9 protein-coding genes are annotated in these 14992 nt (G+C 50.9%); all 9 read left to right on the top strand.

The window, feature by feature from the left end; genetic code table 11:
- Positions 1-417 precede the first annotated feature (417 nt).
- The 9 genes from ACTQ1O_RS12875 to ACTQ1O_RS12835 all read left to right on the top strand — a co-directional run bounded on the left by ACTQ1O_RS12875 (position 418) and on the right by ACTQ1O_RS12835 (position 14975).
- On the top strand, positions 418-2214 hold the full coding sequence (locus tag ACTQ1O_RS12875; protein ID WP_441487602.1) for a S1C family serine protease: 1797 nt from the start codon (positions 418-420) through the stop codon (positions 2212-2214).
- Between the two features lie 10 nt (positions 2215-2224).
- Complete coding sequence (gene clpX / locus ACTQ1O_RS12870; RefSeq protein WP_441487601.1) at positions 2225-3781, top strand: ATP-dependent Clp protease ATP-binding subunit ClpX; 1557 nt, start codon at positions 2225-2227, stop codon at positions 3779-3781.
- 368 nt (positions 3782-4149) lie between these two features.
- Positions 4150-5754, top strand: coding sequence for a phosphoenolpyruvate carboxykinase (ATP) (gene pckA, locus ACTQ1O_RS12865; RefSeq protein WP_441099795.1), 1605 nt, complete (start codon positions 4150-4152; stop codon positions 5752-5754).
- Between the two features lie 161 nt (positions 5755-5915).
- Positions 5916-6362, top strand: a complete 447-nt coding sequence (mscL, locus tag ACTQ1O_RS12860; protein ID WP_441487600.1) for a large conductance mechanosensitive channel protein MscL — start codon at positions 5916-5918, stop codon at positions 6360-6362.
- A 439-nt stretch (positions 6363-6801) separates the two neighbouring features.
- Positions 6802-7899, top strand: a complete 1098-nt coding sequence (locus tag ACTQ1O_RS12855) for a DUF3048 domain-containing protein (protein WP_441487599.1) — start codon at positions 6802-6804, stop codon at positions 7897-7899.
- A 460-nt stretch (positions 7900-8359) separates the two neighbouring features.
- Positions 8360-8872 carry a dihydrofolate reductase gene (locus tag ACTQ1O_RS12850; protein ID WP_441487598.1) on the top strand — a complete coding sequence of 171 codons (513 nt, stop codon included), beginning with the start codon at positions 8360-8362 and terminating at the stop codon, positions 8870-8872.
- Positions 8873-8920: 48 nt separating this feature from the next.
- Positions 8921-9976, top strand: coding sequence for a flavodoxin-dependent (E)-4-hydroxy-3-methylbut-2-enyl-diphosphate synthase (ispG, locus tag ACTQ1O_RS12845; protein WP_441487624.1), 1056 nt, complete (start codon positions 8921-8923; stop codon positions 9974-9976).
- 52 nt (positions 9977-10028) lie between these two features.
- Entirely contained in the window at positions 10029-14792 is a 4764-nt protein-coding gene (locus ACTQ1O_RS12840; protein WP_441487597.1) for a PolC-type DNA polymerase III, read from the top strand.
- Between the two features lie 27 nt (positions 14793-14819).
- Entirely contained in the window at positions 14820-14975 is a 156-nt protein-coding gene (locus tag ACTQ1O_RS12835; protein WP_441487596.1) for a hypothetical protein, read from the top strand.
- The last annotated feature ends 17 nt before the right edge of the window (positions 14976-14992 follow it).

Raw genomic sequence — 14992 nt, 5'->3', positions numbered from 1 at the left:
GATGCGCATGGATATGAGAAATGCATAGCAGAAGGTGACAAGAATGCCCCGGAAAGCCGTATGGAAACGGCTGCCGGGGCATTCTCTGCACATGCGGCGAGTCTCATCTGTGCCGATATGGCATAAGGTGGAGCTTATGCCATGCATGTCATGACAAAGTGCATGGGGTTTCATCTGTGCCAATATGGCATAAAGTGGAGGGCAGACCATGTAAATAAGCTATGCTGATGCGACACGCAGATGATTGCCTCACACATATTTCCTACATCAGTAGGGCCATCCGGTATGTGTTCGCAGCACAGAGGATTACCGCAGTTTCGATTACTGTTTTCACATATTTTACACAAATAACGGGTAAAATACGTATATCAATGGGCTTTCACGCTATACTGGCGTTGAGAACGGAGGAGCTTGCATATGAGTGATATACACAACGATAGAAATTCCGTTTCGTCATCGGAAGAGAACACCGGAACACCAGATTCGTCTCAAAAGGAAAAGAGCGGAAATCGGGATGCGGAAGCGAAGACGACCTACAGCTGGGTGAATCCCAAACTCCGGCAGGGTGGATCGGAACAGACAGGAAATAATCCCTGGTCCGGCGGAGGTGACGGAAATTACTGGAGATACAGTGACCATACCGGAAACGGAGAACAGCACAGAGGGGAAGAAGATGCCGACGCTCATCAGGAGGAGGGATGGAGAGATCCCTGGTCCGGCCGGGGCAGAAATGACTATTCTGATTATTCGGCTGGGAGCAGTCGAAGGGACCGGAAAGCACGGAAAAATCTTGATCAGGATCACCGGGTGAAACGACCCCGACGCAGCGGCATACAATGGGCAAGCGTTGCAGCCATGGCAGTGGTGTTCGGTTTGATTGCGGGGCTGGTTGCCTATGGCGTTAATTATATCGGCAATCGGATCCATCCGGTCTATTCATCAGCATCGGCAGGAGAAAAAACAGATACCCCGAACCATTCCGGCAAGGATGCTTCGGATGAGACGGAAAATGTCACGGCTTCTTCCGGGACAGCGCTTACGCCGGATATTGCGTCTACAGGCAAGGATCAGGAGATGTCGGTCGCTGAGGTCGCATCGGCCGCTATGCCGTCGCTAGTGACGATTTCTACCATGTCCGTAGAAGAGATGCAGAGCTTTTTCGGAGGCACACAGAAATATCAGGTCCAGGGAGCCGGCACGGGCGTTATTATCGGAGAAAATGATTCAGAGCTCCTGATCGCTACAAATAATCATGTGATAGAAGGCGCGACGCAGGTATCCGTAGGGTTTGTGGATGAGTCGGTTATTTCCGCACAGATCAAGGGATTTGACGAGGATCATGATCTTGCAGTGGTTGCGGTAAAACTCTCGGATATCTCGGATGATACAATGGGTCAGATCCGTGTGGCAACCGTCGGGGATTCTGATAAGCTTGTTCTGGGTCAGCAGGTGGTGGCTATCGGAAATGCGCTCGGATACGGCCAGTCGGTGACAAGCGGATATGTCAGTGCGCTTAACCGGTCGCTTCAGCTGTCTGATGGCACAAATACATTCAATTCAGACGGCCTGATTCAGACAGATGCTGCCATCAACTCCGGAAATTCAGGAGGGGCGCTCCTGAATATGAAAGGAGAGCTGGTCGGCATTAATGAGGCGAAGCGAAGTGGTAATGGCTCACAGGCTTCTGTAGATAATGTGGGTTTTGCAATCCCCATGGCAAAGGCGGAACCGATTCTGGAGGATCTCATGAATGAGAACACCAGAACACGGCTGGATGACGATGAGAGAGGCTATCTGGGAATCACATGCGCAGATGTCACCAGCGAGTACTCACAGATCTATAACATGCCGGAGGGCGTCTGTGTTACCTCTGTGGTATCCGGAGGACCTGCGGATCAGGCGGGAATCCGGAAGGGAGATGTGATTACAAAATTTGACGGCAAGAGTGTTACTTCATATTCCAAATTGGAAAACCGGCTGAAGTATTATTCTTCGGGTGAGGAAGTTCCGGTTGTGATACAGCGGGCGAGCGGGAGCTCCTATAAGGAACAGACGGTGAAGGTAACTCTGGGAACAAGTGATGCGATCAGCAGCATTCAGAATCCGGATTCGCAGGACCAGGGACAGGATAACAATTCTTCGGGTATGCCGGGAACAGAGCCGGGCGGAAACGACAACAGCGGAGATATCTTTGGACAAATTTTCGGATACTGAGAGGATAATTATGATTGACGATAAGGATATTATTGACGGAGATTTTCGGGAAGTGCCGGATTCCGGGGAGAAGAATGCGGATGAAGGGGATGCGGCTGATAAGGGCCAGAACAAAAAAACTCCGGACGAGGTAAATGGGGACGGAAAAAATACATCCGTTTCTGCCGGAACATGGAAAACGCGGGAAGAGGATACGGACGATGAAGAAAAACGTCACAGCGGGCATTACTGCATGATGTGTCATCGTCCGGAAAGCAGCACGGGGAAGCAGATCGAACTGCCCGGCGGGATGTACATCTGTACGGACTGCATGCAGAAGGGATTCGAGGCAATACAGAATCCCGGAATGAATGAGATGCTGAGCAAGCTTCCGCCTAACATCGGCATGATCGATTTGTCCGGACTTGGTTTCGGCATGCCTGCCCGCGACCATAAAAAGAAGGAAAAACAGAAGACACCAAGAAAGAAGCTCACAATGCAGGATGTGCCGAGACCGCATATCATTAAGGCTAAACTGGATGAATATGTCATCGGTCAGGAGCATGCAAAGAAGGTGATGTCTGTTGCAGTGTATAACCACTACAAGAGAATTCTTCAGACTCCGGAGCAGATGAAGGACGGGACAGAGATCGAGAAATCAAATATGCTGATGATCGGTCCGACCGGGTCCGGAAAGACTTATCTGGTTCAGACGCTGGCAAAACTGCTGGATGTGCCCTTGGCCATTACGGATGCCACGAGTCTGACAGAGGCCGGATATATCGGAGATGATATCGAAAGCGTTGTGTCGAAGCTTCTCGCGGCGGCAGACAATGATGTGGACCGCGCGGAGCACGGCATCATTTTCATCGATGAGATCGACAAAATTGCCAAAAAGAAAAATACCAGTCAGAGAGATGTGAGCGGCGAGGCAGTTCAGCAGGGCCTTCTGAAGCTTCTTGAGGGAAGTGAGGTAGAGGTTCCGGTAGGGGCCACAAGCAAGAACGCCATGGTTCCTCTTGAGACGGTGAACACGAAGAACATTCTCTTTATCTGTGGCGGCGCCTTTCCGGACCTCGAGGATGTGATACGGGAGCGCCTGAACCGCACATCGTCCATGGGATTCCAGGCAGAACTGAAGGACCGGTATGAAGAGGACCCTGATATTCTGCAGAAGGTAACGAATGAAGATCTCCGGGCCTTCGGAATGATTCCGGAGTTCCTTGGAAGGCTTCCGATTATTTTCTCTCTCGAGAGCCTCACCGAGGATATGCTCGTTAAGATTCTTCGTGAGCCCAGAAACGCGATACTGAAGCAATATGAGAAGCTTCTTGCGCTTGACGGGGTGAAGCTTGTCTTTGACGACGGTGCGCTGCATTCCATTGCAAAGAAGGCCCTTGATAAAGATACCGGTGCCCGTGCGCTTCGGGCAATTATTGAGGATTTTATGCTGGATATCATGTATGAGATCCCAAAGGATGACAACATCAGTGAGGTTGTGGTGACAAAGGAATATGTAGAGCATACCGGAGGACCGAAGATTATCCTGAGAGGACAGGAACGATCCGGCAGCCCGATTCCTTCCTGATTATGAAGGAAAAGAGGTATTCTCAAAGGTGGCAGTTATATGGATGAAGCCGTCAGCTTCAGAATTGCTGTGTTGCTTGCATTTTAGCAACCGGCAGGTATTCATTGTGAAAAAATGTATTTTTCAGGATACAATTGACAAATTTTTGTCGAAAACCACAGTTTTGACGAATGTTGGTGACATTAAGGTTGGAATCATGTAAAATGATTTCCGTAGAAGATTACGCAGTTATATTTGATCACACAGATATCGGAGAAGCTGTTTATCGTTCCGCTCTGCTGAAGACGCGGAAGATGCGGGAAACCTGGGAACGACTTCCAGATACCGGGTGATTCATGAGTATTTCTGTAAAAGGAGGAAGCAATTCAATGGCTAACGTAGATTTAACAAAGTACGGCATTACCGGAACAACAGAAATCGTATACAATCCATCCTATGAGAAGCTGTTTGAGGAGGAGACAAAGCCGGAACTCACCGGATATGACAGGGGTCAGGTTACTGAGCTCGGCGCGGTTAATGTTATGACCGGTATTTACACCGGACGTTCTCCTAAAGATAAATTCATCGTTATGGATGAGAACTCGAAGGACACAGTATGGTGGACATCCGACGAGTACAAGAATGACAACCATCCGGCTTCTCCTGAGGCATGGAAGGCAGTTAAGGAAATCGCGAAGAAGGAGCTCTCCAACAAGAAGCTCTATGTCGTTGATGGTTTCTGCGGCGCGAACAAGGACACCAGAATGGCTGTCCGTTTCATCATGGAAGTTGCATGGCAGGCACATTTCGTAAGAAATATGTTCATCAAGCCGAATGCTGAGGAAGAGGCAAACTTTGAGCCGGATTTCGTTGTCTACAACGCATCCAAGGCAAAAGTTGAGAATTACAAAGAGCTTGGCCTGAACTCCGAGACAGCCGTTGTCTTCAACGTTACCTCCAAGGAGCAGGTTATTATCAATACCTGGTACGGCGGAGAGATGAAGAAGGGTATGTTCTCTATGATGAACTACTTCATGCCGCTGAGGGGCATCGCATCCATGCATTGCTCCGCGAATACAGACCTGAACGGCAAGAACACAGCTGTATTCTTCGGCCTGTCCGGAACCGGCAAGACGACACTTTCCACTGATCCGAAGCGTCTGCTGATCGGTGATGATGAGCACGGCTGGGACGACAACGGAGTATTCAACTATGAGGGCGGATGCTACGCAAAGGTTATCAACCTGGACAAGGATTCTGAGCCGGATATCTATAACGCAATCAGAAGAGATGCTCTTCTTGAGAACGTAACGGTAGACAAGAACGGAAAGATTGATTTCACGGACAAGAGTGTCACAGAGAACACCCGTGTGTCCTATCCGATCGATCACATTGAGAAGATTGTAAAGCCGATTTCTCACGGCCCGGCAGCACAGAATGTCATCTTCCTTTCTGCCGATGCATTCGGAGTTCTTCCGCCGGTATCTATTCTGACACCGGAACAGACAAAATATTATTTCCTGTCCGGATTCACTGCAAAGCTTGCAGGAACCGAGCGTGGAATCACTGAGCCGACACCGACCTTCTCAGCGTGCTTCGGACAGGCATTCCTTGAACTGCATCCGACCAAATATGCAGAGGAACTGGTCAAGAGAATGGAGCAGAGCGGAGCAAAGGCTTATCTTGTTAATACCGGATGGAACGGAACCGGAAAACGTATCTCCATCAAGGATACCCGTGGTATCATTGATGCCATCCTGAACGGGGATGTTCTGAAGGCACCGACAAAGAAGATCCCGTACTTCGATTTTGAGGTACCGACAGAGCTTCCGGGTGTTGACAGCAGCATTCTTGATCCTCGCGATACCTATGCTTCTGCATCTGATTGGGATGAGAAGGCAAAGGACCTTGCGGCGAGATTCATCAAGAACTTTGCAAAATATGAGGGTAACGAAGCAGGTAAGGCACTGGTTTCCGCTGGTCCGCAGCTCTGATAGACAATTGTAAACTCCTGTGTGCAAGGCCTCTGTGGCCTTGCCACAGGAGTTTATTTTTTGCGTTGTGCGGCACAGGAGAATTGATTATAATCAGATTAAACCGGTACGTGCAGAACACCGGTAGAAACAACTGGTACAGCCCAGAGGAGGAAGAATCAATGAAGGGATTTATGAAGGAATTTAAGGCGTTTATTTCGCGCGGCAATGTCATGGATATGGCGGTCGGCATTATCATTGGCAGTGCTTTTACCGCCATTGTAAATGCGCTGGTGAACAATATCATTATGCCGTTGATCTCTGTGATAACAGGCGGCATCAGCTTTGATCAGTGGAATATTACGATGGGCGCCGGAAAGGATGCACCGGTGCTTGGACTTGGCACATTTATTGCTGCCGTTATCAATTTCCTGCTCATCGCGCTGGTGCTGTTCATGGTAATTAAAACGATCAACAAAATGCATGAGGGCGCCGACAAACTTGTCGGAAAGCAGAAGGAAGAGGAAAAACCGGTCACTAAGATCTGCCCGTATTGCAAGTCTGAGATTCCGCTTGAGGCTACAAGATGTCCGCACTGCACCTCTCAGCTTGATAAAGATGAAGCATAAAAAAGTATCCGGGTTGGAGTACTGGAGGTGAGTAAATATCTGTTTTTGTACGAAACAGTCAACGAAAATAGTAAAAACGCATAATAAAATATAAATGACAGGGCAATCCTTTGAACAACTTGCCATATCATGCGTGATGAACTATAATGTGATTGTTGGCTGTTGGCTGTTGGCTGTTGGCTGTTGGCTGTTGGCTGTTGGCTGTTGGCTGTTGGCTGTTGGCTGTTGGCTGTTGGCTGTTGGCTGTTGGCTGTTGGCTGTTGGCTGTGCGCGGTACGCAGCTGCCTGCAGGAGGCATTGGTACAGAGGCTGTCCGTGCAAGGTATCGGTGCAGAGATAACAGCATCAACACTGGCATCAGGATATCTTTGCAGAGATGGAGGATATCCTTACAAAGACAGGAATTGGGGGATTTGAACGATTGAGAAAGAAATATATTATGGCTTTGTTATGTCTGACGATTGGCGCAGGGCTTGCCGCAGGGTGCGGGAAGGCGGAAACTGTTGATGACTCGGTAGCACTGGTCACCGCTACGCCATCACCGACCGGCACTCCGACGGTTACGCCTTCTGCGACACCGACTTCGACGCCTGAGGAGACTCCGACGGAAGCTCCGAAGTCGGAGAGTACACTTCCGGAAGGGCAGATGTACAGTTACCTGACCGGAGAACCGATAGATACTGCCGCAGGGTCCAGAAGACCGATAGCGATCATGATCAATAACCTGCAGCCGGCGGTGCCACAATCCGGCATCAATCAGGCGGACCTCTTGTATGAAATTGAAGTAGAGGGAAATATCACACGTCTGATGGCAGTGTTCCAGGATCCTTCCAATATCGGGAAGATCGGACCTGTGAGAAGTGCGCGCCCGTATTTTGTATATTTTGCGATGGATAACGAGGCGGTCTATTCTCATTACGGCTGGAGTCAGCAGGCACAGGATCTGATCACTTCTCAGAACATGGAGGACATCAATGGAATGACTGCGGGCGGGTTTTACCGCTCGGAGGACCGCAAGGCACCTCACAATGTTTATGTCGCAGGATCCTCTCTGACAGGTGACGCAGACAGCCTTGGCTATAACAGGGCTTACCCCGAGGGCTACGCGCCGAATCTTGCGTTTAATACCGCGGATACGGACATCGGCGGAGAAGTTGCGAATACCGTTCACATTCCGTTCAAGTACGATGATCCCTATTTTGTGTTCAATACAGAGGACCGGCAGTACTATCGGTATGAGTACGGCTCGGAGCACATAGACCAGGAGACGGGTGAGCAGCTGAAGTTCAAAAACATCATCGTACAGTATGTCAGTCAGTGGCATCTGGACGATAATGTGCATCTCGATATGAATCTGTTCACCTCCGGGACCGGCGTATTCTTCACAGACGGAAAAGCGATTCCGATTACATGGGAGAAAGCCGATCAGAATGACAATACTGAATATTTTGACAGCAATGGCAATAAGATCATGCTGAATCCCGGCAAGACGATGTTTGAGATCTGTTCGGATAAAAATGCAGCAAGCTGGTCCTGATCCGGCCGGAGCAGAAAGCCTCATCCGCTCACACAAGGTGTGAAGCGGTGGGGCGAATGCCGCGACAAACCTGATGATGGTATCTTTGCGCGCAAGTCCGGTTTGCCATTTGAAAAATGTATGGCAGGTATGCCTTCCGGTTGACAACCTTTGGAACGATTTATAGAATAGAAGCTGAATGGAAATGCCTGCAGGAGCAGCGGGGATCTTCAGGATGGCAGCCTTGTTATCTGACCGTTGCGGCCGGCAGAAGATCTGTGAGAAACAGGTCTTTTTTTATTTACGCGAACAGTGAGCCGCAGCCGAATGCGAAGTATTCGTGTGCGGCGAGCGTCGCGATAGCGAGATAAAACTCGCGCAGCGTGTTTTATCTCGTTTATGAAAAGAGCGAATCGCAGTCAGGCACGGCGATCCTGTGTGCGTTTTTTAAGAGATTGTACAATGATGAGGTGTTTGGATAGTGAAAGCGATTGTTTGTGCAGATCAGAAATGGGGAATCGGGAATCAGGGACATCTTCTGGTGAACATCCCTTCTGATATGAAGTTTTTTCGGGATACGACGATCGGTCATGTCGTGGTGATGGGAAGAAGAACCTTCGACGGACTTCCGGGCGGTCGGCCTCTGGAGGGAAGGGTGAACATTGTTTTGTCCAGAGATCCGAATTTTCATCCGGCAGGTGCTGTTGTAGTCCGGAGCAAAAGAGAACTCTTAGAGGAGCTGAAGAAGTATAATACGGATGAGATCTTTATCATCGGAGGCACCTCGGTATATGAACTGATGCTTCCATTCTGTGATGAGGTTCTGGCGACGCGGGTTAATTTGATTTACCAGGCGGACTGTTATTTTCCAAATCTGGATTATATGCCGGAATGGGAACTGGCAGAGGAAAGCGAGGAACAGACCTGCTTTGATATCGAGTTTGTTTTTCGAAAATACCGCAGGAAGTATCACACCGCGTTTCCTGAAATGTAGAGGGCAGAAGGCAGAGGCAGATGCTGCAGCAAACGAAAGGATTTTATGATGAAGACGAAGACAGTACGCATCGGAGACAGAGTGATCGGCGGTGGAAATCCGATCCTGATTCAGTCCATGACAAATACGAGGACGGAGGATGTGGAAGCGACGGTTGCACAGATCCGGGCGCTGACAAAGGCGGGATGCGATATCATTCGCTGCACGGTTCCGACGATGGAAGCCGCGGAGGCTCTCACAGAGATAAAAAAGCAGATCACGATACCGCTTGTTGCGGATATTCATTTTGATTACCGGCTGGCGATTGCGGCGATGGAGCACGGAGCGGACAAGGTACGTATCAATCCCGGGAATATCGGAAGCTCCGACAGGGTGCGCGCGGTGGTAGACTGCGCGAAGGAGAGGAAAATTCCGATCCGTGTCGGAGTTAACAGCGGCTCTCTGGAGAAGGATCTGCTGGAGAAGTACGGAGGTGTAACTGCTGAGGCGCTTGTGGAAAGCGCGTTGAAGCAGACTGCCATCATTGAGAACATGGGGTATGATAACCTCGTCATCAGCATCAAGTCGTCGAATGTCATGATGTGCGCGAAGGCGCATGAGTTGATATCGAAAAGGACCGATCACCCGCTTCATGTGGGCATCACCGAGGCCGGGACACTTTATTCCGGCAATCTGAAATCGGCGATCGGACTTGGAATCATTCTGTATCAGGGAATCGGTGATACCATCCGTGTATCGCTGACGGGAGATCCTCTTGAGGAGATCCGGACCGCAAAGTTTATCCTTCGGACGCTCGGACTTCGGAAGGGAGGCATTGAGGTGGTATCCTGTCCGACCTGCGGACGAACGCAGATCGATCTGATCCATCTGGCAAATGAAGTGGAAAAGATGACAGAGAACTATCCGCTGAATCTGAAGGTGGCGGTGATGGGATGCGTTGTAAACGGACCCGGGGAAGCGAGAGAGGCGGATCTGGGAATCGCCGGAGGAAAGGGCGAGGGACTGTTGATCCGCAGGGGTGAAATCATCCGTAAGGTTCCGGAGAATCAGCTCCTCGATGCCCTCAGAGATGAGCTGGAACACTGGGTGGATCCCGAATTGTGATTGGAGAGTCAGATCTCAGATGAGTGAAACGCAAATTCTAGGAGAAAACGGAATGCAAGGGGGAACTGGAATCCTGGAAGAAAAGGGAATGCAAAGGGAAACTGAAATCCATGGAGAGAAGGGAATCCGGAAGGAAACAGATATCCGGCAGAATTCAACAGGAAGTGCGGCAGATGCGGAGGCGCCGGAGAGCAGAAAGCTGACAGAAGCTTTTCCAAATCTGGAGCTTGAGGGGGAGCTTGAGGAATATCTGCAGTTTGCGGTGGTGAGAAAGGCTGCCTATAACCGGAAGCGCGGTGTTCTGCACATTTATCTGGAGAGCCCGCAGTGGATTCACAAAAAATATATCGATCAGCTGGAGAGGGAAATCCATCGCCAGCTTTTTTCGGATGCTTCTTTTTCGGTGAAGGTCACAGAGAAATTCCGCCTTTCCAGACAGTATAATCCGGAGAAAATGCTGGAGGTGTACCGCACGAGCATTCTGTACGAGCTGAAGAAAAAGGACATCTTTCTGGCATACCTGTTCCGGACGGCGAAAATCAGTTTCCCTGAGGAAAACCTCATGCGGATCGGGCTGGAGGATTCTGTGATCGGACATGAGCGCTGCGCGGAACTGACCCGTATTCTGGACCATATTTTCACGTATCGCTGCGGACTGCCGATAGAGATCGCGACGGAATTTTATCCGGTGAAGGAATCGGAGGATCTGAAGCGAAGCGCGCAGCAGATGCGGGCGCAGGCAAAGCATATTTTCGAGAACTCCAGGGCAGGCCGGGAGAGGAACGGTATAGCGGAGACTGCCGGGGACGGAGACGGGAGTGCGGAGACCGGGAAGAGGGATGTTGCAGCTGTTTCGGGAAAGCCGGCGGACGGGGGAACTCCGGCATCGTCCGGGCGAGGCGGTTTCGGCATCAGACAGGGCACCGGCGGAAAAGGACGTTTTTCACGGAGATCCGGACGAGGCGGATTCGGCTTTGGCGACCGTCTGAAGATGGACGATGATCCGAATCTGATCTACGGAAGAAATTTCGATGAGGACAGCATTCCGATTGAGTCGATCGATGAGACAACCTCGGAGGCTGTCATCAGAGGTCAGATTCTGTCGATGGACATGCGTGATCTGAGAAATGAGAAGGCGCTCGTGATTTTTGCGGTCACCGATGATACGGACACCATCCAGGCAAAGATCTTTATTATGCAGTCGCAGAAGGAGGAACTTGCCGGAGAACTGAAGGCGGGGAAATTCATCAAGCTGAAGGGCAGGATCATGCTGGACAGCTACGAGCACGAATTGACGGTATCGACGGTGATCGGGATCCGGAAGTCGGTCAGTTTCCGGAAGGGACGCTATGACAGCAGCCCGGTGAAGCGCGTGGAGCTGCACTGTCACACAAAGATGAGCGATATGGACGGCATTACAGACGCCTCAAAGCTGGTACAGCGGGCGTACGACTGGGGGATGCCGGCGATCGCGATCACCGACCACGGGGTGGTTCAGGCCTTTCCCGAGGCAAACCATGCCCTCGAGGCCATTGATGAGTCTTATCAGAAAAAATACGCCGAGGAACATCCGGATGCGGACAAGAATGAACTGAAAAAGGTCAGGGCACCCTTTAAGGTCATCTATGGCATGGAAGCGTATCTGGTGGACGATCTGAAAGGAATTGCCACCGACAGCAGGGGACAGAGTCTTGAGGACAGCTACGTGGTTTTTGATATCGAGACAACCGGTCTGTCCAACCTGACATGTAAGATCATCGAAATCGGTGCGGTACGGGTGGAGAAGGGGGAGGTTGTCGACCGTTTTTCGGAATTCGTAAACCCTGAAGTCCCGATCCCTTTCCGGATCACGGAGCTGACCAGCATCACGGATGAAATGGTTCAGGACGCGCCGCCGATTGAGGTGATTCTTCCAAGGTTTCGTGAATTCTGTAAAGGAGCTGTTCTGGTAGCCCACAATGCGGATTTCGATACCGGATTTATCAAGATGGAGTGCCGGAGGCAGAAGATTGACTGGGAATTCACTTATGTGGATACAGTGGCGATGGCACAGCTCCTTCTGCCGAACCTGTCCCGTTTCAAGCTGGATACGGTTGCCAAGGCGGTGGGAGTTTCTCTGGAACATCATCACCGTGCCGTGGATGACGCCGAATGTACGGCCTGGATTTTTGTGAAATTTGTGGCGATGCTTCGCGAACAGGGGATTAATGACCTGGATTCGCTGAACCGGGAAGGAAGTGTGAATCAGAACGCAATCCGCAAGATGAAATCCAGCCACGCGATCATTCTTGCAAAAAACGAGGCGGGCAGAGTAAATCTGTACCGCTGTGTATCCGAATCGCATCTGAAATACTTTAACCGTCAGGCGAAGCTTCCCAAGAGCTTTGTGCAGGAGCACCGCGAGGGGCTGATCATCGGGTCCGCCTGTGTGGCCGGAGAGCTCTACCAGGCATTGTTGAGGGGAGCGCCGGATACGGAAATTGCGAAGATTGTGAACTTTTATGATTATCTTGAAATACAGCCGCTCGGAAACAATCGTTTTCTCATTGAGGACGAGAAAAACCCGGCGGTCAGCAGTGAGGAGGATCTCCAGGAGCTCAACCGGAAAATCATCCGGCTGGGAGAGCAGTTTCACAAGCCGGTCGTCGCTACCTGCGACGTTCATTTCATGGATCCGCAGGACGAGATTTACCGGCGGATTATCATGGCCGGAAAGAAATTCGCGGACGCGGACAATCAGGCACCGCTGTACCTTCGCACCACGGAAGAAATGATGGACGAGTTTGCTTACCTCGGAGAAGAAAAGGCGAGGGAGGTTGTCATCGACAACACGAACAGAATCTGTGACATGATTGAGCGGATGAGTCCGATTTACCCGAAAAAATGTCCTCCGGTTATTCCGCACTCTGACGAGATGCTGCGCACAATCTGCTACCGCCGGGCGCATGAGATCTACGGACCGGATCTTCCGGAGATCGTTCAGGCAAGACTGGAGCGGGAGCTTACCTCCATTATATCAAACGGTTATGCCGTGATGTACATCATCGCTCAGAAGCTGGTGTGGAAATGCAATGAGGACGGATATCTCGTAGGATCGAGAGGTTCTGTCGGGTCATCCTTTGTGGCAACCATGTCTGGAATCACAGAGGTAAATCCGCTGCCGCCCCATTATCTGTGTCACCACGACTATCATGTGGAATTCGATACGCCGGATGTTGTGAAATACCGCAAAATGGGGTACTCCGGATGTGATATGCCGGACAAGAAATGTCCGGTCTGCGGCAGAGTCATGGATAAGCTGGGCTTCAACATTCCTTTTGAAACCTTCCTCGGCTTCAAGGGGAACAAGGAGCCGGACATCGACCTTAACTTTTCGGGAGAGTATCAGACGAAGGCACACGCGTACACCGCGGTTATCTTCGGCGCGGGTCAGACGTTCAAGGCAGGGACCATCGGTACGCTGGCGGACAAGACAGCCTTCGGATTTGTGAAGAATTACTATGAGGAAAAAGGCATACACAAGCGAAGCTGCGAGATCGACCGGATCGTACAGGGCTGCGTAGGAATACGAAGAACCACCGGACAGCATCCGGGCGGCATCGTTGTACTGCCGCAGGGATGGGACATCAATACCTTTACGCCGGTGCAGCATCCCGCTGATGATCCGGATTCGGATATCGTCAGCACACATTTTGATTATCATTCGATTGATTCAAACCTTCTGAAGCTGGATATTCTCGGACACGATGATCCGACAATGATCCGTATGCTGGAGGACCTGACCGGAGAAGACGCGACAAAAATCCCTCTCGATGAGCCAAAGGTCATGAGTCTGTTCCAGAATCTCAGCGCGCTGGGACTTCAGCCGGAGCAGATTCATGGCATCAGGCTGGGCACACTCGGGATCCCGGAGTTCGGCACAAGCTTCGCGATGCAGATGCTTTTTGATACGAAGCCGCAGAACTTTACAGATCTATGCAGGATCTCAGGCCTGTCCCACGGAACAGATGTCTATCTCGGCAATGCCGAGACGCTGATCAAGGAGGGAAAATGTACGCTGGGAACGGCCATCTGCTGCCGTGATGACATCATGGTCTACCTGATCAACAAGGGAATGGATTCTGAGGAGAGCTTTTCCATCATGGAGATGGTGCGAAAGGGGAAGGTGGCGAAGAAACAGTGTAAAAACTGGCCGGAATGGACGGCCGACATGAAACAGCACGGCGTTCCCGACTGGTATATCTGGTCGTGTGAGAAAATCAAGTATATGTTCCCGAAAGGCCACGCCGTGGCCTATGTGATGATGGCCTACCGCGTGGGGTGGTACAAGGTGTACCGGCCGCTTGCTTATTACGCAGCATATTTCTCAATCCGCGCGAAGGCGTTCTCCTACGAGAAAATGTGCCAGGGACAGCGCCACCTGGAAGAGATCATGGACGAGTTCAATTCCCGCAAGGATTCTCTGTCAAAGATGGAGCAGGACCAGTATGGAGACATGTGCCTCGTCGAGGAAATGTACGCCCGTGGTTTTGAGTTTATGCCGATAGATATCTACCGGGTGCAGCCGCATCGTTTTCAGATTATTGACGGAAAGCTGATGCCTTCGCTTGATGCCATTGACGGCCTGGGTTCTGTTGCGGCAGACAGTATCGTACTGGCGGCGCGGGACGGAAAGTTTTTGTCCAAGGATGATCTGCGGCAGCGAGGGAAGGTCGGCAAGAGCATTACGGATACACTGGACCGGCTGGGAATCATATCCGATCTGCCGGAGACGAATCAGATCTCGCTGTTTGATTTTCAGATGGAGGCGGGGTAGATTCATGGCGGCATAATCACAGGCTGGGTGAGCAGAATCACAGATCTGGGCGGAAGAACCAAAGACAGGGTGAGCAGAAACACAGGCCGGGTGAGCAGAATCACAGATCTGGGCGGCAAAACTACAGAGCGGGCAGGAAGAATCAAAGACCAGGCCAGAAGGTACCTGGAAGAAGGGGCGTAAACAGGGAGGACTTTTAC

It is taken from the genome of Bilifractor sp. LCP21S3_A7, assembly GCF_052118825.1.
In the GTDB taxonomy this organism is placed as follows: domain Bacteria; phylum Bacillota; class Clostridia; order Lachnospirales; family Lachnospiraceae; genus Bilifractor.
The sequence above is the reverse complement of the archived record's forward strand: the minus strand, read 5'-3'. Positions and strand labels throughout refer to the sequence as shown.

Coding starts and splice junctions, on each gene's coding strand:
- pckA (WP_441099795.1), top strand. CDS start 4,150: ATGGCTAACGTAGATTTAACAAAGTACGGCATTACCGGAACAACAGAA.
- clpX (WP_441487601.1), top strand. CDS start 2,225: ATGATTGACGATAAGGATATTATTGACGGAGATTTTCGGGAAGTGCCG.
- ACTQ1O_RS12855 (WP_441487599.1), top strand. CDS start 6,802: ATGGCTTTGTTATGTCTGACGATTGGCGCAGGGCTTGCCGCAGGGTGC.
- ACTQ1O_RS12875 (WP_441487602.1), top strand. CDS start 418: ATGAGTGATATACACAACGATAGAAATTCCGTTTCGTCATCGGAAGAG.
- ACTQ1O_RS12840 (WP_441487597.1), top strand. CDS start 10,029: ATGCAAGGGGGAACTGGAATCCTGGAAGAAAAGGGAATGCAAAGGGAA.
- ispG (WP_441487624.1), top strand. CDS start 8,921: ATGAAGACGAAGACAGTACGCATCGGAGACAGAGTGATCGGCGGTGGA.
- mscL (WP_441487600.1), top strand. CDS start 5,916: ATGAAGGGATTTATGAAGGAATTTAAGGCGTTTATTTCGCGCGGCAAT.